Origin of the sequence: Nocardioides sp. NPDC127503, assembly GCF_040302165.1 — a bacterium.
Taxonomy (GTDB): domain Bacteria; phylum Actinomycetota; class Actinomycetes; order Propionibacteriales; family Nocardioidaceae; genus Nocardioides.
The window spans coordinates 1-26,231 of sequence record NZ_JBEORH010000008.1 but is presented as its reverse complement, the minus strand read 5'-3'; the positions used below and the strand labels follow the sequence as shown (position 1 = coordinate 26,231).

At 68.2% G+C, this 26,231-nt stretch carries 22 protein-coding genes and 1 tRNA gene; 13 read left to right on the top strand and 10 right to left on the bottom strand.

Annotated elements, in window-relative coordinates; genetic code table 11:
- The first annotated feature begins 88 nt into the window (after positions 1-88).
- Complete coding sequence (locus ABTW65_RS18350; protein WP_350662627.1) at positions 89-1,027, top strand: helix-turn-helix transcriptional regulator; 939 nt, start codon at positions 89-91, stop codon at positions 1,025-1,027.
- Positions 1,028-1,032: 5 nt separating this feature from the next.
- Here the strand turns inward: ABTW65_RS18350 and ABTW65_RS18345 are convergent, their stop codons facing one another.
- Both ABTW65_RS18345 and ABTW65_RS18340 read right to left on the bottom strand, forming a co-directional pair.
- The gene (locus tag ABTW65_RS18345) at positions 1,033-1,578 is read right to left on the bottom strand and encodes a TetR/AcrR family transcriptional regulator (protein WP_350662625.1); all 546 of its coding nucleotides are present in this window, start codon (positions 1,576-1,578) and stop codon (positions 1,033-1,035) included.
- A 79-nt stretch (positions 1,579-1,657) separates the two neighbouring features.
- Entirely contained in the window at positions 1,658-2,839 is a 1,182-nt protein-coding gene (locus ABTW65_RS18340) for a cytochrome P450 (RefSeq protein WP_350662623.1), read from the bottom strand.
- A gap of 196 nt (positions 2,840-3,035) precedes the next feature.
- Here ABTW65_RS18340 and ABTW65_RS18335 point away from each other — a divergent pair, with 196 nt between their 5' ends.
- Positions 3,036-4,589, top strand: coding sequence for a sodium-dependent transporter (locus ABTW65_RS18335; RefSeq protein WP_350662620.1), 1,554 nt, complete (start codon positions 3,036-3,038; stop codon positions 4,587-4,589).
- Positions 4,586-4,717 (top strand): methionine/alanine import family NSS transporter small subunit, encoded by a 132-nt coding sequence (locus ABTW65_RS18330; RefSeq protein WP_160026071.1) that lies wholly within the window; start codon positions 4,586-4,588, stop codon positions 4,715-4,717. The genes ABTW65_RS18335 and ABTW65_RS18330 overlap by 4 nt, the downstream gene beginning before the upstream one ends.
- An 88-nt stretch (positions 4,718-4,805) precedes the next feature.
- Here the strand turns inward: ABTW65_RS18330 and ABTW65_RS18325 are convergent, their stop codons facing one another.
- The 3 genes from ABTW65_RS18325 to ABTW65_RS18315 all read right to left on the bottom strand — a co-directional run bounded on the left by ABTW65_RS18325 (position 4,806) and on the right by ABTW65_RS18315 (position 8,294).
- Positions 4,806-5,252: a cupin domain-containing protein gene (locus tag ABTW65_RS18325; protein WP_350662618.1), complete on the bottom strand. Its 447-nt coding sequence runs from the start codon at positions 5,250-5,252 to the stop codon at positions 4,806-4,808.
- Between the two features lie 65 nt (positions 5,253-5,317).
- Positions 5,318-7,867 carry a helix-turn-helix transcriptional regulator gene (locus ABTW65_RS18320; protein ID WP_350662616.1) on the bottom strand — a complete coding sequence of 850 codons (2,550 nt, stop codon included), beginning with the start codon at positions 7,865-7,867 and terminating at the stop codon, positions 5,318-5,320.
- Positions 7,868-7,922: 55 nt separating this feature from the next.
- Entirely contained in the window at positions 7,923-8,294 is a 372-nt protein-coding gene (locus ABTW65_RS18315; protein ID WP_350662614.1) for a DoxX family protein, read from the bottom strand.
- 135 nt (positions 8,295-8,429) lie between these two features.
- On the opposite strand from ABTW65_RS18315, the gene ABTW65_RS18310 reads away from it, so the two are divergent.
- Positions 8,430-9,230, top strand: a complete 801-nt coding sequence (locus ABTW65_RS18310) for a CPBP family intramembrane glutamic endopeptidase (RefSeq protein WP_350663165.1) — start codon at positions 8,430-8,432, stop codon at positions 9,228-9,230.
- Here ABTW65_RS18310 and ABTW65_RS18305 read toward each other — a convergent pair.
- The gene (locus tag ABTW65_RS18305) at positions 9,205-11,544 is read right to left on the bottom strand and encodes a sulfatase-like hydrolase/transferase (protein WP_350662612.1); all 2,340 of its coding nucleotides are present in this window, start codon (positions 11,542-11,544) and stop codon (positions 9,205-9,207) included. The genes ABTW65_RS18310 and ABTW65_RS18305 overlap by 26 nt on opposite strands.
- Positions 11,545-12,012: 468 nt before the next feature.
- On the opposite strand from ABTW65_RS18305, the gene ABTW65_RS18300 reads away from it, so the two are divergent.
- The gene (locus ABTW65_RS18300) at positions 12,013-13,908 is read left to right on the top strand and encodes a hypothetical protein (RefSeq protein WP_350662610.1); all 1,896 of its coding nucleotides are present in this window, start codon (positions 12,013-12,015) and stop codon (positions 13,906-13,908) included.
- Positions 13,909-14,261: 353 nt separating this feature from the next.
- Here the strand turns inward: ABTW65_RS18300 and ABTW65_RS18295 are convergent, their stop codons facing one another.
- Genes ABTW65_RS18295 through ABTW65_RS18285 form a run of 3 tightly spaced genes read right to left on the bottom strand, consistent with a single transcriptional unit; the run spans position 14,262 to position 15,602 of the window.
- Positions 14,262-14,837, bottom strand: a complete 576-nt coding sequence (locus tag ABTW65_RS18295) for a class IV adenylate cyclase (protein ID WP_350662608.1) — start codon at positions 14,835-14,837, stop codon at positions 14,262-14,264.
- A gap of 49 nt (positions 14,838-14,886) precedes the next feature.
- Positions 14,887-15,180: a hypothetical protein gene (locus ABTW65_RS18290; RefSeq protein WP_350662606.1), complete on the bottom strand. Its 294-nt coding sequence runs from the start codon at positions 15,178-15,180 to the stop codon at positions 14,887-14,889.
- Entirely contained in the window at positions 15,153-15,602 is a 450-nt protein-coding gene (locus ABTW65_RS18285) for a helix-turn-helix domain-containing protein (protein WP_350662604.1), read from the bottom strand. Before ABTW65_RS18285 ends, ABTW65_RS18290 begins: the two co-directional genes overlap by 28 nt.
- Positions 15,603-15,783: 181 nt before the next feature.
- Between ABTW65_RS18285 and ABTW65_RS18280 the strand changes: the two genes are divergently transcribed.
- The gene (locus ABTW65_RS18280) at positions 15,784-16,908 is read left to right on the top strand and encodes a hypothetical protein (protein WP_350662602.1); all 1,125 of its coding nucleotides are present in this window, start codon (positions 15,784-15,786) and stop codon (positions 16,906-16,908) included.
- Positions 16,909-17,031: 123 nt separating this feature from the next.
- On the opposite strand, the gene ABTW65_RS18275 is transcribed toward ABTW65_RS18280, so the two are convergent.
- Positions 17,032-17,115, bottom strand: a tRNA-Leu gene (locus tag ABTW65_RS18275).
- Between the two features lie 243 nt (positions 17,116-17,358).
- Here ABTW65_RS18275 and ABTW65_RS18270 point away from each other — a divergent pair.
- From ABTW65_RS18270 to pknB, 7 genes are read left to right on the top strand one after another with little or no spacing between them, the layout of a single operon-like run.
- Positions 17,359-18,066, top strand: coding sequence for an FHA domain-containing protein (locus ABTW65_RS18270; protein WP_350662600.1), 708 nt, complete (start codon positions 17,359-17,361; stop codon positions 18,064-18,066).
- Positions 18,063-18,545 carry an FHA domain-containing protein FhaB/FipA gene (locus ABTW65_RS18265; RefSeq protein ID WP_141802030.1) on the top strand — a complete coding sequence of 161 codons (483 nt, stop codon included), beginning with the start codon at positions 18,063-18,065 and terminating at the stop codon, positions 18,543-18,545. The genes ABTW65_RS18270 and ABTW65_RS18265 overlap by 4 nt, the downstream gene beginning before the upstream one ends.
- Positions 18,542-19,876 carry a PP2C family protein-serine/threonine phosphatase gene (locus ABTW65_RS18260; protein ID WP_350662598.1) on the top strand — a complete coding sequence of 445 codons (1,335 nt, stop codon included), beginning with the start codon at positions 18,542-18,544 and terminating at the stop codon, positions 19,874-19,876. Before ABTW65_RS18265 ends, ABTW65_RS18260 begins: the two co-directional genes overlap by 4 nt.
- A complete protein-coding gene (locus tag ABTW65_RS18255; protein ID WP_350662596.1) occupies positions 19,873-21,303 on the top strand; it encodes an FtsW/RodA/SpoVE family cell cycle protein in 1,431 nt (476 codons plus the stop codon). The genes ABTW65_RS18260 and ABTW65_RS18255 overlap by 4 nt, the downstream gene beginning before the upstream one ends.
- The gene (locus ABTW65_RS18250) at positions 21,300-22,766 is read left to right on the top strand and encodes a peptidoglycan D,D-transpeptidase FtsI family protein (RefSeq protein ID WP_350662594.1); all 1,467 of its coding nucleotides are present in this window, start codon (positions 21,300-21,302) and stop codon (positions 22,764-22,766) included. The genes ABTW65_RS18255 and ABTW65_RS18250 overlap by 4 nt, the downstream gene beginning before the upstream one ends.
- Positions 22,763-24,307 (top strand): protein kinase domain-containing protein, encoded by a 1,545-nt coding sequence (locus tag ABTW65_RS18245; RefSeq protein WP_350662591.1) that lies wholly within the window; start codon positions 22,763-22,765, stop codon positions 24,305-24,307. The genes ABTW65_RS18250 and ABTW65_RS18245 overlap by 4 nt, the downstream gene beginning before the upstream one ends.
- Complete coding sequence (gene pknB, locus ABTW65_RS18240; protein ID WP_350662589.1) at positions 24,300-26,108, top strand: Stk1 family PASTA domain-containing Ser/Thr kinase; 1,809 nt, start codon at positions 24,300-24,302, stop codon at positions 26,106-26,108. Before ABTW65_RS18245 ends, pknB begins: the two co-directional genes overlap by 8 nt.
- The last annotated feature ends 123 nt before the right edge of the window (positions 26,109-26,231 follow it).

Genomic DNA, 26,231 nt, shown 5'->3' with positions numbered 1-26,231 from the left:
TCCGCGCGCCCGGGCGACACGGATTGCGCGGGTTCGGCACCCGGAACGCGACCAATTTGTGACGCTCGTCTCAGGTACGCTCTGCGGCATGGCCGGTCGTATGCGAGCCGCTCCCAGGGACTGGGGGCAGGCCTCGCGCGTCGTGGCCCAGGCATACTTCCCGCACGAGCTCCGGCCGGTCGGCGGCGCTCACGAGCCGCGGCTCACGCTGCGTACGCTGGATCTCGGGCCGGTCCTGATCGGCCACGTCGGCTGGGGTGCGGACGTCGCGATCGAGTGCGACTACCCGAGCGCGTACGAGGTGAACATGCCGATCACCGGCCACCTGGAGAGCCGCGGCCGGTTCGGAGATCTCACCTCGGTGGTCGGCCAGGGCACCGTCTTCCGGGCCGACACCCCGTCCCTGATCAGCCACTGGGACGCGACCTGCACGGTGCTCGGCGTGAAGTTCGACAGCGACTGGCTGGAGGTCGAGACCGAGCGGATCCTGGGCACCGACCGCGTCAACGCCCGCGCCCTCCTCCCGGAGCAGCTCTCGCTGGAGCGCGGCCGCGGACGCGCCTGGCACCACCTGATCACCAGCCTGGCCACCAACCTGCACGACCCGGACATCTTCGCCGACAGCGAGCTCGTACGCCGCCAGCTCGCCGGCGCGGTGGCCGCGGGCCTGCTGGAGCTGTGCTCCCCCGACGGCGGCGTCACCGCGGCCGCACAGCCGCGGACGATCCGCCGCGTGGTCGAGGCCCTCCACGACGACCCGGCCCGGGCCTGGACCGCCGCCGACATGGCTGCCCTCGCCGGCACCAGCGTCCGCCGCCTGCAGGAGGGATTTCAGCAGTGGCTGGGAAGCGCGCCCTCCCGCTATCTCCTCGACATCAGGCTCCAGCGCGCCCATGCCGACCTCACCAGCGACCCGACCCTGAGCGTCGGCGACGTCGCGGCGCGTTGGGGCTTCTCCTCCGCGAGCCGCTTCGCCGCCGCCCACCGGCGCAAGTACGGCACCGCTCCGTCGGCAGTCCGGCGCTGACGGGTCTAGCTGCGCGGCGGCACCACGAGGAACCGCTCCAGCAGGCGGCGCTCTGCTGCTTCGTCGTCGCCCGGGTTGGAGAGGAACGACAAGATGATCCGCAGGATCCAGTCGGCGAGGTCGGGATCGGTGGCGTCTGCGTCGGAGGCGAGGTAGCTCTGGGCGACGCCGCGGATGACCGGGGAGTCGTGGAGGACCTCGCGCAGCAGGGTGCTGTCACCGGCGTACCAGGCGGCGAGGTGGGGGCGCTCGCGCACGGCGGCGAGGCAGGCGAGGACGGCCTCGACCACGCGCCGGCGCGGGTCGGACACCTCGGTCGCGACCTGGGCGACCTGCTTGGTGATGAGCCGTGCTTCGCGGTGGGCGAAGGCGTAGATCAGCGCCTGCCGGTTCTCGAAGTAGCGATACAGGGTCGCCCGCGAGCAGCCGGCCGCGCGGGCCACCTCGTCCATGCCCGGCTTGTCGACGCCTCGCTCCACGAAGAGCGCGCCCGCGGCGTCCAGGATCCGCTCGGCAGCGAGCTCCGTCCGCTCCGCCTCGAGCCAGCTCATCGGGCCACCTCCGTAGCGCGAGCGCCAGAATACGGACGCGGCCCGATGAAATACCTACAGGTCACTCGCTGGCGCTCGTTCATCGGGCCACCTCGACACGGAGGCTCACGGGCCTGCGTACGTAGCTCCCCGGCGCCCATCGCAGAGAGTCGTGGTCGACGGTGAAGGGCGGCATCCGAGTGAGTATCTCGGTGAGCGTCACCCGGCCCATCATCCGGGCGGCCGCGGCGCCCAGGCAGTGATGCGCCCCCTGGGCGAAGGTCAGGATCTGGCGCGGCCGGCGGGTGACGTCGAGCTCCTCGGCGTCGGCGCCGAAGGCGCGCGGGTCCCGGTTGGCGGCCGCGTAGCAGAGGAGGACCTTCTTCCCCTCGGGGATGGTGACGTCGTGGATCGTGACGTCGCGGGTGGTGGTCCGGGCGAGCCCCTGCACGGGCGAGGTGAGCCGCAGCAGCTCTTCGACGGCGGCCGGGACGTCCTGCAGGGCGAGCTCGCGCTGGTCGGGGCGGTCCGCCAGCAGCGGCAGTCCGCCGCCCAGCAGCCCGGTCGTCGTGTCGTTGCCGCCGGCGACCATCGTGAACGCGAACGCGAGCACCCGCAGCAGGCCGGCGTCGTCGTCGGCCTCCCCGGCCGCGACGAGATGGGAGACGGTGTCGTCACCGGGCTCCAGTCGGCGCCGCTCGATGAGCTCGGCGAAGTAGCCCATCAGCTCGGCGGCGGCACCGGCTCCGATGCTCTCGTCCTGAGCCGCGTTGGCCGTCACGATCGCGTCGGTCCACACGTCGAAGCGGCCCCAGTCCACCTCGGGAACGCCGAGGTAGTGAGCCACCACCATGCTCGGTAGCGGCTTGAAGAGCTCCGCCACGATGTCGCCCCCACCGGCCGCCTTGATCTGCTCGACCCTCTCGACCACGAACCGGGTGACCCGAGGAGTCACGTCCTCGACCTGCTTCGGGGTGAACCCGCGGTTCACCAGCTTCCGGAACGCCGTGTGCGCCGGCGGATCGGTCATCACCATCGGCGGATTGTCGGTCAGCCCGATCCGCTCGAGCTCGTCATGAGCCGTCGTCAGTCCTCCGGTCGAGCTGTACGTCTCGTGGTCACGCACCGCCGCGTAGACGTCGTCGTGCCTGGTCAGGACCCAGTAGTCACCCCGAGCGACGTGGTGGACCGGGTCGTGCTCGCGCAGCGCGGCGTACATCGGCCACGGGTCGGCCCACGACTCCCCGGTCAACGGGGTGTACGCCGCCAGGCTGTGAGACACATCTGATTCCATGTCTCATACGATCAACAAATGGCTCGGACTTGTCAATGGGTCGCCGCTACTGCTGACAGTCGCCGAAACCCCGGAGTCGACCGCCGACAGCCGGATGACTATTGTCTGTGATCGGCGTCACAAGCGCCCTAGCACTACATTTGGCGCCACAAGCGCCACGCACATATCGAGCAAGGAGGCGGATATGAGCACGACACCTGACGGCGTGCAGGAAGCAGCCGCGGCAAAACGCGGAGCGTTCTCATCGCGACAGGTCTTCATCTTCGCGGCGATCGGCTCCGCGGTGGGCCTGGGAAACATCTGGCGTTTCCCCTACGTCGCCTACGACAACGGAGGTGGCGCGTTCGTCATCCCCTACATCGTCGCGTTGCTGACGGCCGGGATCCCGTTCCTGTTCCTCGACTACGCACTGGGCCACCGCTACCGGGGCTCTGCGCCGCTGTCGTTCGCGCGCCTGCGCCGCGGCACCGAGGGCCTGGGCTGGTGGCAGGTCGGCATCTGCTTCATGATCGCGATCTACTACGCAGCCGTGATGGCCTGGGCGGTGCGCTACACGATCTTCAGCGTCAACAAGGCCTGGGGTGACGACCCGGAGGGCTTCTTCTTCGGCGAGTTCCTCAAGGCAGGCGATCCGGGCATCGACGCCACCCCGGTGTGGGGCGTGCTGATCCCGCTGCTGCTGGTGTGGGTCGCGATCCTGGCCGTCATGCTGCTCGGCGTCCAGAAGGGCGTCGGCGCGACCTCGGCCATCTTCATCCCGATCCTCGTCGTCGCCTTCGCGATCCTCGTGGTGCGCTCCCTCTTCCTGCCCGGTGCGGCCGAGGGCCTGGACGCGCTCTTCACCCCGAACTGGGGAGCGCTGACCGACGCAACGGTGTGGGCGGCGGCGTACGGACAGATCTTCTTCTCGCTGTCCATCGGCTTCGGCATCATGATCACCTACTCCTCCTACGTCCACAAGCACACCGACATGCCGGCCTCGGGGCTCGTGGTCGGATTCGCCAACTCCAGCTTCGAGCTGCTCGCCGGCATCGGTGTCTTCGCCGCGCTCGGCTTCATGGCGCAGGCCAACGGAGTGGCTGTCGGCGAGGTCGCCACCTCTGGCATCGGGCTGGCGTTCGTCGCCTTCCCCGCGATCATCAGCGAGGCGCCCGCAGGTGCCCTGATCGGGGTGCTCTTCTTCTTCTCCCTGGTCATCGCCGGTTTCACCTCGATGGTGTCCATCGTCGAGGTCGTGATCTCGGCGGTGCGTGACAAGTTCGAGATGACGCGCACCACCGCCACGATCGCGGTCACCGTGCCGATGGCCGTGCTCAGCCTGGTGTTCTTCGCCACGACGAGCGGGATCTACGTGCTCGACATCATCGACCACTTCATCAACCAGTTCGGCATCCTGCTGGTCGCCGTGATCTCGATGCTGGTCATGAGCTGGGGGCTGCGCGTACTGCCGACCTTCAGCGACCACCTGTCCGACGGCAGCTCGATCGTCGTCGGCGCCTGGTGGCGGATCCTGGTCAGCATCGTCGCTCCGATCGGCCTGGTCCTCGTGCTCGGGCTCTCCTTCTGGGAGGACGTCAAGACCCCCTACGAGGGCTACCCTGGCTGGATGCTCGCCGTCTTCGGCTGGGGCGCGGCAGGCGCCGTCATCGTCTTCGGGTTCCTGGCCGCTCAGGCCAAGTGGCGAGACCCCGAGGCTCTGTCCACGGTTCACTTCAACGAGAAGGGAGCACAGTCATGAGCGGCTCCGCCATCGTCATGATGCTCGTCGCGATGCTGGTCATCTGGGGAGGCCTGGCGCTGGCCGTCGTCAACCTGCGACGCAGCCCCGACCTTCCGCGTGAGGACGAGATCCGGCGCGACCTCTGACGGGTCACCGACCCGAACGCACAAGGGCCTGTTTCGGAACGCGGCGAGAGTCGCGTTCCGAGACAGGCCCCTGTCGTTGAGCCGCGGATCATCCGCCCGCAAGGGCGACACCATGGCGCTCGGCGACCGACAGGATCGCGGGCATCGAGTCCGCGGCCGGCTGGCCCGCCGGAACGGAGCTGGCGAAGTCGGCGAAGAACCGGCCGGCACCGTCGCCGGTGGTGATCGCGAGAGCCCGGGCGGAGTCGCCGACGACCTCGAAGGTGCCAGGCGTGCCGGCCGGGAAGACGACCAGTCCGCCGGGCTCGACGTCGTAGGACCTACCGTCGACGTACGCCGTGATCCGGCCCTCGAGCAGGTACAGCACCCCGCTCCAGGGCGAGACGTGCGGCGGCGTCATCGGGGCGGCGGGTGCGATCACCTCGAAGACCTCGAAGGCCCCTTGGGCGTCCTTCACGGCGGCCTTGGCGACATGGTCCCCGTCGATCATCGGGCTGTGCTGGCCCTCGTGGGGCCGTACGTAGGTGGTGCTCATGACTCCTCCTCGGTTGGGTGCTTGTCAGCATCCGCCGCTGGAGCCCGAGCGGTGCGAGTAGTGCGCTACTCGACTCCGAGAGGATCCGCCAGCCCGGCCCGCTCGGAGACGCCGAGCTTGTGGCCGGCCCGGTAGAGGTGACCCTCGACGGTACGCACCGACAGGGTCAGTCGCGCCGCGATGTCCTTGTTCGACAGCCCTCGGGCGGCCAGTGCGGCGATCTCGCGCTCGCGGGCGGTCAGCGGCAGCGGCCGGGCGGCGACCACCAGCGCCGGGGTACGGGCACCCGATCTCTCCGCCAGTTTCGCGGCGACGGCCGCCGCGGTCAGGGCCGACCCCTGCCGTCCCGCGCGGCGGTGTACGTCGGCGGCCTGCGCGGCCGCGTCGCCCGCGGCGACGAGGTCACCGAGCCGGGCCCAGGCATGCGCCACCCGGAGCAGTGCGTCGCCGTCCTCGTCGGTCCAGGCGCGGGCGTGGGCCAGGGCCGCCTCGGCGCGGGGGCCCAGCCCGGCGAGCGGGGCGAGACGGCGGGCCGGCGCGACGGTCGTGTCGCCAAGCTGGACCGCGGTCTGCCAGGCGAGGACCTCGTACGCGGGTGAACCCGCCTCACGGGCGAGGTGCGCGGTGGCGACGGCGTGGCCGATCGCCTCCGTCGTCCACCCCTCCGCCGCGGCACCCCACGCCAGCGCGAGACGGTCGTCGGGCAGATAGAGCCGGTACGCCGGATGGTGCCCGGCAGCGACGCCGGCCAGCAGCGGCGCGGCGTGCTCGGGTTGGCCGGCCTGTGCGAGGGCGGTCGCCAGCAACGTACGACACCGGAACCGGAACTCGTGGCCGGAGCCCTCCAGCGCGGCCCAGGCCTCGCGCAGCGAGAGCAGCGCATCGAGCAGGCGGCCCTCGGCAAGGGCCGCGTGACCTGCGACGACGAGGCCCATGAGCCTGGCCGGGCCAGGGAGGTCGGCCGACGCCGCCCGCATCCTCCGGGCCAGGTCGGCGCCCCGGTCCGGCGTGCCGGCGAGGCGGTGCCCGAGCACCTGGAAGTCGGCGAGCCCGAAGCCGGGGATGACGGTCGGCACCCGGTCGGCGGTGAGCCCACCCACGACGGCGGCCTCGTCGAGGAGCTCGCGGTCGCCGGTGACGGCCGCCGCCGCGGACGCGGAGGTGGCGACGAGGATGCTGGCCAAGTCGTCGGGGAGCTCGCTCCGCAGCAGCTGCGGCGCCCGGGCGAGCACGCCCGAGATCTCGCCGTCCACCAGATCCAGGACGAGTGCCATGGCCGCGGCGTGTGCTGGGGCTGCCCCGGTGGCCTCGGCGGCGGCCAGCGCCTGATGGGCCTCGTCGGGCCGGGCCATCGTGAAGAGCAGGTTGCCGGCGCGGTGCAGCTGCACCATCGCGACCAGCCCCGGGTCGGGCGCAGCGGCGGCGACGTCCACCTGGATCGCCTCGGCCTCCTCCCCGCGGCTGAGCCAGGAGAGCGCGGCGCCGTGCACGACCCTGGCGGCGAGGTCGCCGGTCGCGGCGGCCGCGCGCGCGAGCCGCTCGGCCAGCGGCAGGTCGTACATCCGGGTCGCGGCCTCGGCTGCCCGCAGGAACAGCGCCGGCTCCGGCGGCAGGTCGGAGTCGAGGGTCAGTACGGCCCGCGGGATCGGGTCCGGCTCCGGGTCCAGGGTCTGCGCCACCCGGCCGCGGAGGCGGCGGGCGCGCAGCGTGCCCATCGCGGCGCGGCGTACCTCGCCGTAGAGGGGGTGCGCCAGCCGGGCGACCACGCCATCGGTACGCACCAGCCCCCGGCTCTCCGCCTCCTCGAGGTCCGCGGCCGAGGTCAGTGCGGACAGGGTCGGGACCGCCACCGGCTCGGCCAGGGCGACCAGGTCGACGACGTCTCGCACCCCCGGTGCGAGGTCCCCGATCTCCCGCTCCAGGAGACCGGCGAGCTCCGGCGAGATCGCAGGCTCGCTGGTCCAGCGCCAGATCCCGGAGGCCGCGGTGAACCGGCCCGCCGACACCTCACCGGCCAGCAGATGCCGGAGGAACAGCGGGCTGCCCTCGGTCATCGTCCACAACCGGTGCGCGGAGTCCGTGTCGACCGGACCACCGAGCACCCCGGCGATCAGCCGGGTGCTCTCCTCGGCATCCAGCGGCGCCAGGTCCAGGCGCGGCAGGTGGTCGTCCTTCCACAGGGACGTCACGATGTCGGGGGCGGGCTCGCCGGTGCGGAGCGTGATCAGCACCGGGGCCATCCGCCGGGCCACCACCCGATGGACCACGATCGCGGAGTGCTCGTCGAGCAGATGAGCGTCGTCGACGGTCAGTACGAGCGGCAGCTTCCGGGTGATCTGGTCCAGCGCCCGGCCGATGGTATCGGCGGCCTCGCCGGGCGAGACGTCGAGCAGCCCGGCGAACGCACCGAGCGGGAACGGACGGGCGGCCGTGCTCCCTTGGGCGAAGACGACGGATCCGTTGTGCCCGGCGGCCGCCAACGCCTCGCGGGCGAGCCGGGTCTTCCCCACGCCCGCCGGACCCGCAACGATGACGCCCGCCGCACCGGGCCGGATCGCCGCCGCCACCCTGCGCAGCTCATCGTCCCGGCCGGTCAGCGGCCACGGCCGCTCCATGGCGTCAGGCTAGCGACCCGGTTTCGCCCGCGCATCACTCAAAAGTGGGCTCCGCTCAGAACGGCTCGACCGCGAAGCGTCCCCACGCGATGAAGACCATCGCCGCGAGGAAGAGCAGGTCACCGAGGAGCTCCTTGTACTCGGCGCGCCGGATCCGCTCGGTGATCGCGCCAGCCATGTAGAGCGCCATGCACGACGCCGCGACCGGCACCAGGATCGGCGCAACACCGACCAGTCCCGGCAGGACCAAGCCGATGCCACCAAGGATCTCCACGACTCCCATGAACCTCACGTTGCCAGGCGTGAAGTCCCCGGGCCAACCCAGCTTCGCTGCGTACTTCTCGTACGGCATCGTCAGCTTGACGATGCCGCCGGCGACGTAGCCGAAGCCGAATACGCAGGCGACGATCCACAGGGCGATGTTCATGTTGTCTCCAGGTGTCCAGTTGGTTCCCGATGTTCAACCCCTCAGACGGGGCAGGCGGTGAATCTGTGACATCGGTACGCCGCCGCTTCATCTCCCGCGGAGACCGGCTCCGACCGCTAGGCTCCCGACGTGAGCATGACGGAGCAGGTGAGCGCGGAGCACACTCCGCGAAAGTTGTCCTACATCGGCTTCGCGGTCATCGTCGTCGCCTACCTCGCGATCATCCAGATCGGCGGTCGCGTGGCGCAGGCCGTCTTCGACTCCGGCGACGGGTTCACCACCACCCGCGACGTGATAGTCAACATGTGGATCCCGCTCGGCGCCGCCGTGGTGTTCACCTACGCCGTCATCGCGTGGCTCGGCTGGGGGCGCCCGGTCCTCCGCGAGGAGCGGCGCCTGCGCCGGTGGACCTGGGCCGTCCCGATCATCCTGGCCGTCTGCATCCTGATCGCCATCAACTACGCCGGGCTGGCTGACAAGGGCATCGGCTTCGTCCTCGCGCTCCTCGTCGCCACCCAGTTCGTCGGGTGGGGCGAGGAGGGCATGTTCCGCGGCGTCGGCGTCAACATCCTGCGCGAGCACGGCCTCACCGAGGGCAAGGTGGCTCTGTGGTCCAGCATCGTGTTCGGCTCGGTCCACCTGACCAACGCGCTCGCGGCGGGCGGCCAGGCCATCGCACAGGCAGTCGTGGTCAGCTTCGCCGGCTACTTCTTCTACCTGATCCGCCGCGCCTCCGGCGGCAACGCCGCCAACTCCGTGCTCCACGGCCTGTTCGACTTCTCCCTGATCAGCTGCACCGCGATCGTCGTCGACCAGGAGCTCTACCTCGGCGCCATCGCTGGCATGCTCGCGTACGTCATCATCGCGATCGTCGTGATCATCGGTCGCAAGCGACTCGAGCCCGCCGTCGCTACTGGCGTGCCATCGCGATCCTGAACCGCTCCTCTGGGTCGATGTAGTGGTCGTGTACGTCGTCCCCGAGGTCGATCTGGACCCACGCGATCTTGCCGCTGAACCGGCTGGTCCGGCTCGTGTAGTCCGAGGAGACCGACGTACCTGACTCGTAGCCGATGTCGGTGGTCTCGTCGGCGGAGAAGACCATCGGCTGGGTCGCCTCCACCCGGCCCGACCCGACCGGCTTGCCGTCGTCGTAGAGCGTGACGTCGCCGCCCTTGGCGAGGCCACCGCCGTCGTACGCGAACTCCACTCGGACCTGGCGGGTCCCGGCCGCGAGCAGGGAGTCCGCCACGACGGGGAACTCCTGGATGCCGAGCACGTTGTAGACGAACTTGAGCCGTCCGTCGCGGGCGAAGAACGTCCAGCCTCCGAACCGGCCGCCCTGGGCGATGATCACGCCCTCGGCGCCGGTGTCGGGGATCGTCACCTCGGCGGTGACGGAGAACGACTTGTTCTTGATGCTCACCACGCTGTTCTCCGAGAGCCGGCCCATGCCCGGGAAGAAGAGCTGGGTCGTCCCGCGGACGAGCGTCGGCCTGCCGGCCATCGTGGGTTCGAGCCGCTCGCTGGTGCGGTCGTCCATCGGCAGCACCCCGTACTTCACGGCCTCGATCAGCCAGAGCCGCTGCAGCTCGGCGAGCTTCCCGGGGTGCTCCGCCGAGAGATCCCTCGCCTGGCTGAAGTCCGTGTTGCCGTCGTACAGCTCCCACACGTCGTCGTCGAACGCCGGCAGGTCTCCGCCGACCATCACCCACGGGGTGCGGTGCTTGGTGACCGCGCTCCAGCCCTTGTGGTAGACGCCGCGGTTGGCGAACATCTCGAAGTACTGCAGGTCGTGCCGCTCCGGCTCGCTCGCGCCCCGGAAGGTGTAGAGCATGCTCGTCCCCTCCATCGGCGACTGCTGGACGCCGTTGACCATGGCGGGCTCGGGCAGTCCGGCCGCCTCGAGGATGGTCGGCGCGAGGTCGATCACGTGGGCGAACTGGCCGCGCACCGAGCCCGGGTCGTCGATCCCGTCCGGCCAGTGCACGATGGTGCCGTTGCGGGTGCCGCCCCAGTGCGACGCGACCTGCTTGGTCCACTGCAGCGGCGAGTTCATCGCCCACGCCCAGCCGACCGAGTAGTGGTTGTAGGAGCTGGGTGAGCCGAACTCGTCCATCTTCGCCCGCATGAACTCGGGCGTCTCCAACGCGGCCATGCCGTTGAAGTTGGCCATCTCGTTGAAGGCGCCGTTGACGGTTCCCTCGGCGGAGGCGCCGTTGTCGCCGATGATGTAGTAGACGATGGTGTTGTCGAGTACGCCGAGGTCGGCGATGGTGTCGATCACGCGGCCGACGTGGTGGTCGGTGTGCTCGAGGAAGCCGGCGTACACCTCCATCTGACGGGCGAGCACGGGCTTGAGGTCGTCCGGCATGTCGTCCCACGCGGGGATCTCGTCGTGGCGGGCGGTCAGCTCAGCGTCGGCGGGGATGACCCCGAGCTCCTTCTGCCGGGCGAAGGTGCGCTCCCGGTGGGCGTCCCAGCCGTCGTCGAACTTCCCGGCGTACTTGTCGATCCACTCCTTGGGGACGTGGTGGGGAGCGTGGGTCGCGCCCGGCGCGAAATAGGCGAAGAACGGCCGGTCGGGCATCAGCGCCTTCTGCTGGCGGATCCAGGCGCACGCGTGGTCGGCCAGGTCCTCGGTGAGGTGATACCCCTCCTCGGCGGTGGCTGGCGGCTCGATCGGGGTGGTGCCTTCATAGAGCGCGGGGTCCCACTGGTTGTTCTCGCCGCCGATGAAGCCGTAGAACGCCTCGAACCCTCCGCCTGCCGACGGCCAGGCGTCGAAGGGGCCGACCGGCGAGGTCTGCCAGACCGGGACCTCGTGGCACTTCCCGAACTGCGCCGTCGAGTAGCCGTTGAGCTTGAGCGTCATCGCCAGCGGAGCCTTGGTGTTGGGCCGCACCGAGCTGTTGCCGGGCGCAGAGGTCGCCGTCTCGGTGATGCTGCCCATCCCGACGGAGTGGTGGTTGCGGCCGGTCAGCAGCGCCTGCCGCGTCGGCGCGCACAGCGCGGTGGTGTGGAACCGGTTGTAGCGCAGCCCGTTGCCCGCCAGCCGCTCGGCGACCGGCGTGGCGCAGGGACCTCCGAACGCGCTCGACGCTCCGAAGCCGACGTCGTCGAGGAGTACGACGAGCACGTTGGGCGCGCCGTCCGGCGGGAGCAGCGGCTCGATCGGCGGGTACTTGGTGTCTGGATCCTTGGCGTCGTACGTCGTGTGCCCCGAGGCAGGACGGTCCGGAATCGGCAACATGGTCCGGGCGTGAAGGTCGGGACGGTTCGACATCGCGGGGTGCTCCAGTCATCGGTGAGGTGTTCACCGAGCGTCGCAATCGACTGCGTGCGCGTCGTCACCCTTACAGGGTGATCATCTTTGCCTCAACGCTCTGAAATGCACGAAGCCCCAGGGATTCCCTGGGGCTTCGGTGGTGGTGCGCGAGGGGGGAGTTGAACCCCACGTCTGTGCATGCAACGTCTGATGTCCTCGTTCATCATCCTGTGTGCCTTCTGCTGGACGCTCTAAACCCCGCTTCACCGACTCGGCCCGTCCCGCACATTCGGTAAAGCGATGCATGCCATGGGCAACGCCCCATGTACACAGCTGGTCCCGTCTAGCCTCAGACGGGTGCCTCTGCCACATGACGCGCGGCGTCGCCTCGCTCAGCCTCTCCGTGAACTCAAGCCTGTTTTTCCCCCTCCTCGCGCTTACCACACGATCCCTGTGACGCAGTCTGCGTGGGATCGCTACGTTGTTGCTCTCGCGCATCCGTTGACCGAGATCGGCTTCACGCCCTCGCCGTCGCCTGACGACTTCGTCAGAACTCGTGAATGGATCGAATGGCTTCTCGAAGCGCGGCGACAGGTCCACTCACTGCTTTGGTCGATGGAACCCTTCACCCCTTTCAATGGCCTCCAAGCGGCACACCTGCAATCGGTCACCGATGGGCTCCTCGAAGCCGCTGCCGATGCCGTCGAGAGCGGGGCTCCTCCCGAGGTTCGACTCGATCAGTTCCAGGATGCGGCCGCGTGGTGGAGTGAACGCAAGGCGCACAGCAACGCCGAAGAGGCGCTGCAGTCAGCATTCGGCGTCGACGGACCTGTCGTGGACGAGATCGGCGAGTTCCGCCCCGACTGGGTCTTGAACGCCTACGCATACCGGCACAACGAGCTGCTCCGGCTCCTACTGCCGCATCTTGCGTCTCTCGGCCTTCCCAACATCACAGACCTCCTGGTCGGTACCAGCGTCGTGGGATCAATCCTCAACTGCCATGACCCAATCTCGGCCTATACGGACATGGACGTCTTCGTCACCTTCTTTCTCTCGGCACAACCGGGCATCGCGACGAAAGTGCGGAACCACTTGGAGAGGCTCGAGCCCTCGATGCGACGAGCCAGACGAAGCTCCGCGGAGGCGTGGATCCAGGTCGCAGAGGACTCCGAGACGCTCGAACGTCGTGCGCTCGCCTTGGCAACGTCGTACAAACGCCTGGTTGAGGGACCGTTCCGACAGTTCATTTGGGCACGACATTGCCTTCTAAACGGCAAGTGGGAGGTACCACCGACGCTCACAAGCCTGCGCGAGCGCCTTATCTCGAGCAGCGACAACCGTGACGTGGCAGCGGCACACGTCGTGATCCCCGAAGTGCGCAACAGCGAGGCTCACGAGACTCTGCACTGGGACGGGATCCGCGAGACGTACGTGACAGAGAACGGCGATGTCAGTGCTCATGACGTCTACGCTGCACGACTGGCCGCAGACAGTATGGCGCGTGGATACGAAGCGGCGTTCACTGCGATGCGCAGCATCATCACGCCGAGCGTCGGGGTCGATAACCCTCTGCCGGCGGCGAACGACGTCGGCAGGATGCCTGCCTGGCAACGTGTCCAGGCATTCTTCGGCACGAATCGGTTGCGGCTGCTTGAGGCCGAGCTAAACACGCGCCACCCGACGTTCCGAGTCGAACATCTCGGCTACGTCAACATAAACCCTTGCTTCCAGGCCCTCGTCTTGGCGCATCGTCTCCTTCCTGACGCCGAGACCTATTCAGTGAGCGCACCCTCGCTCAGAGAACCGTTGGTCGTGTCAGCAGAGGCACTGACAGCCACTGGGCTTGTCTGGGAGTACGCGGTCTCGAACCTCGACCAGATGCCCTTGTCTACCTTCCTTCCCGCCAACCTCGACTCTCGTGTGCACGTCGAGGCGTCTGACCTGGCCATACGATCAGCAGCATGGATCGCTGCAGACGATGCCGTAGGCGTCATCGACGGCAGCAACTCGCTCTGGGACGGGGCGACAAGGCAACTGCTCGATGTCCGACTTCAGGTTGTTGAGCTCGCCGTTGCCCAAGCAATCGGCAGCCTAGAGGCCACCACCGGTCGCCTCGCGAGCGTGCGCGCCTCGGTGGAGGAACTTCGGCGCTGGCTTACGTCGAGTCATCCCAACAAAGCAAGGTTGGCAGAGACTCAGCCAGCGATGAAGCGATTGCGTACCCAATGGGAGCGCTGGGGACCCGTGTCGCGTCACCCGTTGCTCCTGGAGCAAGAGCCCGATGCGCAGCCCGAACGACAGCCGCGCCTACGCGAGCCGTACGACTCCATGGCGTACCGAATCATCTAGTTCGGTTGAAGGGCCTCGGCACACCTTCAAAGCGCCAGATGCCCCAGCCATCGGGATGTGTGCATTGACTCGCGAAGTTTGCACCGTCACCGAGACTGGTTCGCTCGCCGGTGGCGTGGAAACGCAGGTGCATCTTGGTGCCCTCACCGGTGGATTAGACCTAGCGAAGCATCGGAAATGCGTTAACTGCCTTCTGCCCAATCAGAAGGCAGTTCTCTCGGCGGTGGTGCGCGAGGGGACGGACATCGTGCGCAACCCACCCTCCGCCGCCGCAACTGTCGCCCCAGACCGGTTGTACGCGTCGTCACGTGGGCTGAACGCGGCGAACCATGACCCCACGGCGCTCCTACGAACTATTCGCCTTCAGGCTGCCTAGCAGCGGCGACGGCTCCGGTATAGGTCTCTTTAGTGAGGTCGCCATCGCCGATCCCGAGCCTTGCGAGGACGGTCCGGATCGTGCTCAGGCCCGCTTCGACCTCGTCGTCGGGCGACAGTGTCTCGACCTCCAGATAGGTGCCTTCGATCTCCGGCACCTCGACGAGCGTCGCCAGAACCTCACGACCCTCGGCATTGAACCGGTGATTGCGGCAAAGCTTGCGGAACGCGATCACCTCCACCGCCCCCAGAGCCTTCAGGACGGTGTCAGCGACGGCCGGGTCGGCAAGCTCGGTCTCGTGCTCGGGCCGTGAACCCGAAGCCTCCTCGACTGGCGAGGTCTTGAACGTCAACAGCGAGCGACTGCCGGCATCGTTGGTCACAGTCCGGACCCGAAGCTCCTGGTCGCGGGCGGTGAGGGTCTCATCGGCAAGGTCGTAGTAGGTGTCGTGGTAGGTCTCATCGACCCCAGGAGCAAGGCGTTCGAGCTCGGTCCGAATGTGCTCCACTTCGCCGACCTTGGCCTTTAGTTCGACCTCGACGAGTCCGCTCACAGTTCCGCCTTTCCTTGATCTGCTGACTGGGTCGCGATGGGCCGCAACGTCAGGGCCTCGATGTGCCGCAGGAGGCCGTGGAAGAGGGGCCCCGTGGGGTGGCGATGACCTTGTACATCGCTGACTCGTGTCCTTCCCAGGTGCCGAAGGTGGATACGAACATGACGGTATCGAGCCGGATCACGCGCCACACGGGCATCTGGTCGTAAAGGTAGACCTGCACTCCGGGCAGTCCCTCCAGCCGAGACATCGTCATCCGGATGCCCGCTGCGAACTCCTGCGGAGTCTCGCCCACCTCGACCGCTCTGGCCGCTGTCACGTCGCTGTCAGGATCGAGGAGCATGATGCGTACGTTGGTCTCGGCGCCACCGGTAAGTCGCGAGCGTAGTAGCGAATCCTTGAGTCCAAGCAAACCAAGGCCGCGGATCGCAAGCACATCGATGCTCGAGGCAATCTGCAGCTGCGCCGCGATCTCCTCTCGTGCGAAGCCCTGGTCGCGGTAGACATTGACGACTTCCGGATAGGCCGAGAGGTCGGCAGGGTCGCGTGCCCCGATGTGCGGGCAGGTGCGAGCCCGAGGATGCGTCGGCTCTCGGCCGGAATCCCCAACCCGTCGGCAACTCGCTCGAACACGTCGAGCTTGGTGATCTCGCGGCGGCCGTTGATGACCTCGTTGACCCTCGAATGCGACAGGCCCGTCGCCGCCGCGATCCGCGCCTGGCTCAACCCGGCGTACTGCTGCATCGCCCGGAACACGCCGCCCATGTCGCGACTGACCAGCGCTTCGCGTACCTCGGGGCGCTCCCATGCCCACGGGGTCCGTACCCACAATCGGTGGTGCCCCTCAACGTAACGAGTGGACTCCAGTGAAGTGCCGGAGCAACGCACTAGGCTCGCCCCTGAACGAGTGCCCCACCAGCGGCGGAGAAAGAAGCACCAGCAGAGAATGAGTGAGAACTCGTCGGAGCGTTCACAGCAGGTTCTGCTGTACCCCGAGCAGGAACTTAAGACGGCCCTCGGCCGCCTAGATGTCGACTCCGTCGACGGTCAAGAAGGGTGGGTTCTTGGAAAGCTATACGAGCTCACGATTGAGATCGGTACGTGTGGTGGGCAGATGCCGATGCCTGCTGGAGCGATGCCTACGCCGGCGGAGTTAGAAAGGGCCGAGAGCCGCACGCTAACTCACTTTCTACGCGAGCAGACTGCTTGCGATGAGGCTCGTAAGACGCTGGAAAACTTCGACCTTCAGGGCCCGCCGGCCGAGGTCCGCTCGCGGATTCGGTCGATCGTCCCGAAAGCAGCAGATGCTTATCGGGCGGCTCTTCATGACGCCCGCCGAGTTCATGGCGAATACCGGGACCACGTGATCTTCAGCGCCGGGGGGATCACGCTGCCGTTCGAAGAGGCAATGAACTGGTGGGATCACCGGCTCACGGCAATACGGGAAGCGATTGTGCACCTCTCGCTTCTGGATCACCTCGCCGAGACCAAGTCGAGTTTGCTCGACGACGTACAGAAGGCTCTGAGGGATGTGAAGGAGGCATCCACCGACCTTGAGACTCAAAGGGCGAGTCTCAAGGACCTTAGGGCCCAAGAGGCGAGTCGAAATCTCTCGACGCACTTCGAGACCCTGGCGCGCAACGAGCGCTGGAAAGGGGCGGCGCTCCGTGTACTCTCGGTAGCTGCTCTTGCCGCCGCGATGGCCATCGCATGGACGGCCGGAGTATCGAAGGAATCACTCGCTTCTTGGACGGAACTGTCCCGGCACCTGGCCCTCACGTTGCTGCTAGCTGGAGGCGCCGCCTACGGCGCGAAGCTCGCCTCGTCGCACTACACATTTGGGCAGTGGGCTAGGTCGATCCAGGTCCAGCTCGACTCCTTCGAAGGCTTCATCGGCGTTGTCGAAGAACAGGGCGCAAGGGACCGCATGCGCGAGGAGTTCGGACGCCGGGTCCTAGGGGCGCCGCCGCAGGCGACAGATGACGGAAGCACTGGACTCACGGCGGGCGAACTGTTGCAAGTCCTAGCCTCCACGCGAGCGCCTTCGTCTCCCGCCAGCAAGGGATCCTGACGCTGCCGCCTGAAACAAGACCCCACAGGCACGGTTCGGCGACGCAACGGCCAAGGTGGCGCAACGGGATAGGAACGCTGAGAGGCCCCGGGTCATCGACCCGGGGCCTCTCAGTTACCCACGTGCGCGAGGGGGGAGTTGAACCCCCACGTCCTTTCGGACACACGGACCTGAACCGTGCGCGTCTGCCTATTCCGCCACTCGCGCGTGCAGCACAGGAAACGTTAGCCCACGGGCGCCCACCGACCCAAAACGACGGCACCCCGCTCGCCTTGACGCTGGTGGTCACCCGATCGTGGGAGGATCGAAACCACGCAGAATGCGGGAAGTGGCAGATCCCCTAGGGTGCACCGATACGATCGGGCCGAATCCCGGGGACCACTATGCCCGTACGCGACTGACCACCCACCCCGACCGGCCCACCCCGGCACCTGAGAGGAGCGCAACAACGTGAGCGGCCTGCAGAAGTTCGAGCAGAAGTTGGAGCAGCTCATCTCAGGCGCTTTCGCGAAGGCGTTCCGGTCCGAGGTGAAGTCGGTGGAGATCGTCGCCGCGCTCCAGCGCGAGATCGACAACAACGCCCAGGTGCTCAGCCGCCAGCGGCGCCTGGTGCCCAACGACTTCTTCGTGGAGCTGTCCTCCAGCGACCTCGGCAAGCTGGAGTCGTACGGACCCCACCTCAAGGAAGAGCTGAAGCGCCAGCTGATGGACCACGCCGAGGCGCAGGGGTTCGTCTTCCCGGGCCCCGTGAGCATCGAGTTCGGCGAGGCGAAGGACCTGACGATCGGCCGGTTCCGGGTGCGCAGCCGCGCCCAGGCTGCCGTCTCCGGCGCCGACATGAGCGACACCCAGGTGAGCCGTGCGCAGGCTTACCTGGAGATCAACGGCACCCGGCACCCGCTCCACGGCAACCTCGTCGTGGGACGGGGCACCGACGCGGACCTGCGCATCAACGACCCTGGCATCAGCCGCCGCCACATCGAGTTCCGCTCGAAGCAGGCCGGCGACCGTGTGCGCGTCGAGGTCTATGACCTCGGCTCGACCAACGGCATGCTGGTCAACGGGCAGAAGATGGCGAGTGCCACCTTGGACGACGGCTCTCAGGTGCGCATCGGCACCACCGTCATCACCGCGCATATCGTGGAGGAGCGCCGTTGAGCGAGCTGACCCTTTTCCTCATCCGGGTCGCCTATCTGGCGATCCTGTGGATCTTCGTGCTGGCCGCGTTGTCGGTGATCCGCTCCGACATGTTCGGCGCGCGGGTCACCAACGCCTCCGCCGGCGGCCAGCCCGCGGCCCCGCCGGCTCGCGGCAAGGCTGCCGCAGCGAGGGCACCGCGGCGCGGCGTACCCACGCATGTCGCCGTCACCACCGGCTCCAACGCCGGTGTGACCGTGCCTCTCTCGCAGGCACCCATCGTCATCGGCCGCGGCAGCGATGCCGCGATCATCCTCGATGACGACTACGCCTCCACCCGCCACGCCCGGATCGCCGTCTCCGGCGACCAGTGGTTCGTGGAGGACCTCGGATCGACCAATGGCACCTACATCGGGTCCGTCCGGATCAATCAGCCGACCGCCATCTCTCTCGGGACCCAGGTGCGGATCGGTAAAACAATCCTGGAGCTGCGCAAGTGACCGCTGCGACCGACCCCACCCCCGACCCCGCACCCAGTCCCGGCTCTGCCGACGGACGACCCTTCCGCCTCGAGTTCGCGGCGGTCTCGGACGTCGGCCGGGTGCGCAAGGACAACCAGGACAGCGGGTACGCCGGACCCTGGCTGCTGACCGTCTGCGACGGTGTCGGCGGCGCTGCCCGTGGCGACATCGCCTCCAGCACCGCCGTCCAGCAGCTGCGCAAGCTCGACGAGGAGCCGGCCCTCGGGCTGGTCGACGACGACCTGATCGGCCTCGTCTCCCACGCGCTGCACATGGCCCACGACGAGATCGGCCACCTGGTCGACCACGACCCGACGCTCAACGGCACCAGCACGACCTCGACCGTGGGCCTCTTCGACGGCTCCAAGCTGACCGTCGGCCACGTCGGCGACAGCCGCGCCTATCTGCTCCGCAACGGCGCGATCCACCAGGTCACCCACGACCACACCTTCGTGCAGACGCTTCTCGACGAGGGGAGGATCACGGAGGAGGAGGCCAAGACCCACCCCCACCGCAACCTGATCCTCAAGGCCCTCGACGGCACCCGGGAGCTCGAGCCCGACCTGTTCATCGTCGACCTCGCCGCCGGCGACCGGCTGATGTTCTGCAGCGACGGTGTCTGCGGCTATGTCGACGACCCGCGGATCGCCGACATCCTGGCCACCGGCACGCCCGAGTACGCAGCGGTCGAGCTGGTCCGGGTCTCCCTCGACTCCGGCAGCACCGACAACGTGACCTGCGTGGTCGCCGACGTGGTGCCCAGCGACACCATCCCGTCCCCGGGCCTCGAGGCCCAGATGGTGGGTGCGGCGGCCGAGCTCAAGCGGAGGACCACCAAGACCGGTCAGATGACCGCGCTGTTCCGTGGTCACCGGATGGGCGACACCGGCGAGCTCGAACCGATCGACGAGGAGATCCCCGACGGCGCGATCGCCGCCGATCCGGAGGAGATGCGCTACGCACTCCAGGCGCCGGCCAAGTATCTGAAGCTGCGCTGGGCCTTCGGGCTGCTGACCCTCATCGGTGTCATCTGGGTCGCCGCCGCGACGGCGTTCGTCTGGTCCCAGAACCAGTGGTACATCGGCGAGCAGGAGGGCAACGTCACGATCTTCCGTGGCGTCCCCACCACGATGATCGGCCTCGACCTCTCCGAGCCCTACCAGACCTCGAACCTGAAGGTCGACGACCTGGCCGAGACCTACCAGAACCAGCTCGAGGACGGCATCCACAGCAAGGACCTGGCCGGCGCCCAGGAGAAGGTGCAGTCTCTCGCGGACCAGAGCGCCGCGGACGCGGGAAGCGGGTCATGAGCGGGTTCACTCCGGCAAGCTCGATGCCCGTTTTCGTCCACCGGTCGCGGCGGGGAGCGGAGCTGGTCCTGATGATCCTGGCCCTGGCGGTCGGGATCGGCGCGTACGCCGCGGTCGGTCTGGGGGTGAAGGAGGAGATCCCGGTCGACATCGTCGGCTACGGCACCTGGCTGGTCGCGCTCCTGGTGGCGGCCCACATCGGCGTACGTCTGCTGGCTCCGTACGCCGACCCCGTGCTGCTTCCGCTGGTGGCGATGCTCAACGGGTTCGGTCTGGCCGTGATCCACCGGCTCGACCTGTCGCGCCCGGCGGCTGAGAATGCGGACTTCGCTGGCCAGCAGCTGACCTGGATGACGATCGGCGTGGCGCTGTTCCTGATCACGCTCTTCTTCGTGCCCGACCACCGGATGCTGCAGCGGTTCACCTACACCGCCGGCCTCGGCGCGGTGGTCATGCTGATCCTGCCGATGCTGCCGATCATCGGCAAGGAGATCAACGGCGCCCGGATCTGGATCAACGTCGGTCCGGTGGGCTTCCAGCCCGGTGAGGTCGCCAAGGTGCTGCTGGTGATCTGCTTCGCCGGCTATCTGGCGGTCCATCGCGACGCGCTCGCCCTGGCGGGGCGCCGATTCGCCGGCATCGACCTGCCCCGCGGCCGCGACCTCGGGCCGCTGCTGATGATGTGGGCGATCAGCCTCGCGATCCTGGTGCTGCAGCGCGACCTCGGCTCAAGCCTGCTGTTCTACGGCCTCTTCGTGGTGACGCTGTACGTCGCGACCGAGCGCAAGGGCTGGATCGTCGTCGGCGGCCTGCTCTTCGCAGGCGGGGTTTTCGCCGCGCTCAGCCTGTTCAGCCACGTCCGCGTCCGCGTGCTGACCTGGCTGAACCCGTTCGAGTACTACCCGGAGGCCGTCAACGGCACCTCCTCGGAGCAGCTGGTCCAGGGCCTGTTCGGGATGGCCTGGGGCGGCATGATCGGTCGCGGCTTCGGCTCCGGCCAGCCCTGGCGGATCCCCTACGCCAACTCCGACTTCATCATCCCGGCGATCGGCGAGGAGCTCGGTCTGACCGCGCTCCTGGCGCTGCTGCTCTGCTACGGCCTGATCGTGGAGCGCGGCCTGCGTACGGCGATCGTGGCCCGCGACGACTTCGGCAAGCTGCTCTCCGTCGGCCTCGCCACCTCGATCGCGCTGCAGACCTTCGTGGTCGTCGGCGGCGTGACCGGGCTCATCCCGCTGACTGGTCTGACCACACCGTTCCTCTCGTATGGTGGGTCTTCGCTGGTCGCCAACTGGGTGATCGTGGCCCTGCTGTTGCGCGTCTCGGACCAGTCCCGCCGTCCACTGCCGACGGCGCCGTCCGATGAAGACCTCGCCGCTGAGGAGACCCAGATCGTCAAGCTCGACAAAGGGGCGATGAGCAAGTGAACCGCCCCATCCGCACGCTCAGCGTCGGCTGCCTGATCCTGTTCGTGGCGCTGATGCTGAACGTGACCTACGTCCAGTTCTTCAAGGCCAGCTGGTACAACAACCGAGCCGACAACCGACGGGTCACCGAAGAGGCCTACTCGCAGCAGCGAGGCGACATCCTGGTCGGCAAGAGGGCGATCGCCACCAGCAAGCCGAGCGACGACACCTTCGAGTGGCAGCGCACCTATCCCGGCGGCAAGAAGTACGCCCCGATCACGGGTTTCATGTCCTTCTCCTACGGCCAGACCGGGATCGAGCGATCCCAGGACTCGGTGCTGTCGGGCAAGGACAACAAGCTCTTCACCAACCGCCTGGTCGACCTGGTCACCAACTCCGAACCGGCCGGCGGCAACGTCGAGCTCACCATCGACCCCAAGGTCCAGGACGCTGCGTACGAGGGCCTGACCGCGCTCGGCGAGGACGTCCAGGCGGCCGCCGTCGCGATCGAGCCGAGTTCCGGTCGAATCCTGGCGATGGCCTCCACCCCGACCTACAACCCGGACCGGGTGGCGACCAACGACCAGAGCGCCGCGCAGAAGTCCTACAACCAGCTCTCGAAGGACGACAACGAGCCGCTGCTCAACCGCTCCATCCAGACCGCGCTGCCGCCGGGATCGACCTTCAAGCTCGTCACCGCCGCGGCCGCGATCGAGAACCTCGGCATGGACGGCGACAGCATGGTCTACGGCGGCGCGTCGCTCGACCTCCCCGGCACCACGACCGATCTGCCCAACCTCAACGGCACCAGCTGCGGCGGCGAGCAGATCACCCTCACCCGTGCTCTCGAGGTCTCCTGCAACACCGCGTTCGGTTCACTCGGGATGGAGCTCTCCGACGAGGAGATGCAGGACCAGGCCGAGGGGTTCGGCTTCGGCCAGGACTACCTCGACGACATCGGCCCGCTGGCCAAGAGCCAGTACCCGCCCAACGACGGCAAGGCCGAGCAGGCCCGTGCCGCGATCGGTCAGCAGAGCGTGATCGCGACCCCGCTGCAGATGGCGATGGTCTCGGCAGGGATCGCGAACGGGGGCGAGGTCATGAAGCCCTACCTCGTCGACCGGGTCACCTCCTCCTCGCTCGACGTCATCGACCAGGGCAACCCGACCGCGATCGACAACCAGCCCGCGGTCTCGCAGGACACCGCCGAGATCCTGACCCAGATGATGGTCAGCACCGTCGACAACGGCACCGCCGAGGCGGCGGCCATCGACGGCGTGAGCGTCGCCGGCAAGACCGGCACCGCACAGACCACGCCGGACAAGCCGCCGTACGCCTGGTTCACCTCGTTCGCCCCGGCGGAGAACCCGTCCATCGCGGTCGCCGTGATGGTCCAGAAGAGCGGCACCGAACGCAGCGAAATCGCCGGCGGACGGCTGGGCGGACCTATCGCGAAGGCCATGATGGAGGCAGCGATCTCATGAGTCGTTACGTATTCCACGAGCTCATCGGCACCGGCGGGATGGGCGAGGTGTGGCGAGCGACCGACACGACCCTCAACCGCGAGGTCGCGATCAAGCTCCTCAAGCCCGAGCACGCCGAGGACCCGATCGGCCGCTCCCGTTTCGAGTCCGAGGCGAAGCATGCCGCGGCGCTCCACCACCCCAACGTGGTGGCCGTCTACGACGTCGGCGAGATGCCGACCGCCTCCGGCCTGATGCGGCCGTTCCTGGTGATGGAGCTCGTCGACCACAAGCCGCTCTCGGAGCTCATCCGTGACGGGCGGCCCCTGGCCCCCGAGGTCGTACGCGACCTCCTCGGTCAGGCCGGCGACGCCCTGGCCGCCGCGCACCGGGCCGGCATCGTCCACCGTGATGTGAAGCCCGCCAACCTCCTGATCACCCCGCAGCGCAAGGTGAAGGTCACCGACTTCGGCATCGCCCGAGCGCAGGCCTCGACCGGCATCACCGGCACCGGCCAGGTGATGGGCACACCTCAATACCTCAGCCCGGAGCAGGCGCGCGGTGAGAAGGCCACCCCGGCCTCCGACGTCTACTCCCTCGGCGTGGTCGCCTTCGAGTGTCTGGCCGGCTACCGGCCGTTCCAGAAGGAGACCCCGGTCGCGACCGCGATCGCCCACCTGCACGACCCGGTCCCGCCGCTGCCCGACCACGTCCCGGCCGATCTGGCCGCGATCGTGATGCGGAGCCTGCAGAAGGACCCGACCCTCCGCTACGCCGACGCAGCCGCGTTCACCAGCGCGATGATCGGTCACGGCGCCGCTGACCAGGACGCCGATGCCACCACCGTCGTCGCCGCGGCGCCCGGCGACGCGACCGCGACGTCGGTCATGGACCCGGTGCCTTCACCCACTCAGAACTACGTCGGCATGCAGGGCGCCGCGGGCGGTCCCGAGGGCCCGCCGCCGCCTCGCTACCAGGACCCGTACGACCGTTACGACGAGGACGACGAGCAGAAGCCCTGGTACAAGAAACCGTTCAACATCATCGTCATCCTGATGCTCGTGGCCGTCATCGTCGCGATCATCTGGATCATCTCGACCCTGGCCGCGGATCCGAAGACCCCTCCGGCCAACGACACGTCCACCACCCCTTCGGCCACCCCCACTCCCACCCCGTCGGAGGAGCCCGAGGAGGAGCCGAAGGCCGTCGAGATCGACGAGGACGCCTACATCGGCCGCAACGTCGATGAGGTGCGCTCCGAGCTGGACAACCTCGGTCTGAAGGTCAAGGTGGCGGTCCAGGACAACGACGGCAGCTACGAGCCCGACACGGTCGCCGGCCTCGACCCGACCCGCAACCTCTATGAGGGCGACCCGATCACCATCCGCTACTACGGCGAGCGCCCCGTGGTCGAGCCCCCTCCCGCCGACGAGGAGCCCGACGAGGAAGAGAGCGACGAGGAGGAGCCGACCGACGGAGAATCCTCCGACTGGGGCATCCCGGAGCTCCCCGGCGACGAGACTGGCGGCGGCGGCAACGGCAACGGGGGCGGCAATGGCTGAGGGAGCTCTCCTGGCCGGTCGCTACGAGGTCGGCGAGCTGCTCGGCCGCGGCGGCATGGCGGAGGTCCGCAAGGGCACCGACCACCGGCTCGGTCGGGTGGTCGCGATCAAGCGCCTGCGGGTCGATCTCGCCAGCGACGCGACCTTCCAGGCGCGTTTCCGGCGCGAGGCGCAGTCCTCGGCGAAACTCAACCACCCCTCGATCGTGTCGGTCTACGACACCGGCGAGGAGAAGTCCGACGACGGCGTCGCCCAGCCCTACATCGTGATGGAGTACGTCGCCGGCCGCACGCTGCGCGACGTACTCCGTGAGGGTCGCAAGATCCTGCCCGAGCGGGCGCTGGAGATCAGCTCCGACGTACTCAATGCTCTCGACTACAGCCACCGCAACGGGATCATCCACCGCGACATCAAGCCGGGCAACGTCATGCTGACGCCCGCCGGTGACGTGAAGGTGATGGACTTCGGCATCGCCCGGGCACTCAACGACGCCCAGTCCACGATGACCCAGACCGCGGCCGTCGTGGGCACCGCCCAATACCTCAGCCCCGAGCAGGCCCGTGGCGAGCAGGTCGACGCCCGCTCTGACGTCTACTCGGCCGGCTGCCTCCTCTACGAGCTGCTCACCGGCCGTCCTCCGTTCGTCGGCGACTCTCCGGTCTCGGTGGCCTATCAGCACGTACGCGAGCAGGCCCAGCCTCCCTCGGCCCACGACCCGACGCTGACCCGTGAGCTCGACGCGATCGTGATGAAGTCGCTGGCCAAGCGGGTCGAGGATCGTTACCAGTCCGCGCAGGCGATGCGCACCGACATCGAGCGCTACCTCGCCGGACGTCCGGTCCAGGCGACCGTGCCGCCGAGCATGGACCAGACTCAGGTCGCCCAGAACCGCGCTGTTGGCCCGTACGGTGGCGACCCCACCAACGGTGGCTACTACCCGCCTCAGGACGACCGCCCCGAGGGCCCGCGCCCGTGGGTGCTCATCCTGCTCGGCCTGGTCATCATCGGCCTCATCGGGCTGGGTGCCTACTTCCTGCCTGCGGCCCTCGGCCCGCAGACCACGCCGGCACCCGACGTCACCGGCCTGACCGAGGAAAAGGCGAGGGCCGAGCTGAGCACGGCCAAGCTGAAGGGTGAGGTCAAGCGGGAGGCGAGTGACACGGTTGCGGTCGGCGTCGTGATCTCTCAGGACCCGCCCGCCGGCCAGGACGTCGAAGAGGGCAGCACGGTCACCCTGACGGTCTCCACCGGTCCACCCAACCGGGAGATGCCCAACGTGATCGGGTCGCCACAGAAGACGGCCAAGGAGCTCCTCGAGGGCGATCCCTACAACTTCACGGTGAAGATCGAGACGGCCGAATCCGACAAGGACAAGGGAATCGTGATCGAGTCCGACCCGGTCGACGGAGAGAGCGTCACCACCGGCAAGTCGACCGTCGTGACCCTCACCGTCTCCAAGGGCCCGAACAAGGTCCCGAACGTCGTCGGCAAGACGGCCGAGCAGGCGGAGGAGATCCTCCGCAACGCCGGCTTCACGCCCGTACGCAAGGACGAGCCCAACACCGAGGAGCCCAAGGGCACCGTCGTCGAGCAGACCCCGGCCAAGGGCACTCCGCTCGCGCAGGACGGCGAGGTGATCATCTTCGTCTCGACGAAGGAGGAGGCCCTGCCGAGCTGTCAGACACTGGTGCCTGGGACAGACCCGGCCAACCCGTCGGCCTCGGCCACCCAGACTGCCGAGCCGGGTGACCCGCCGACGTGTGACCCGGCGCTCCCGCCGAGCAGCCCGGCAGCGCCGTAGCCCCCGCTGGTCGAGCCCGGAGCGCCAGCGAGCGGTGTCGAGACCAACACAGTCCCATCGAGCGCGGAGGGACCGTGTTGGTCTCGACACGCCTCCGCCTAGCGGCTCCGGCGGCTCGACCAG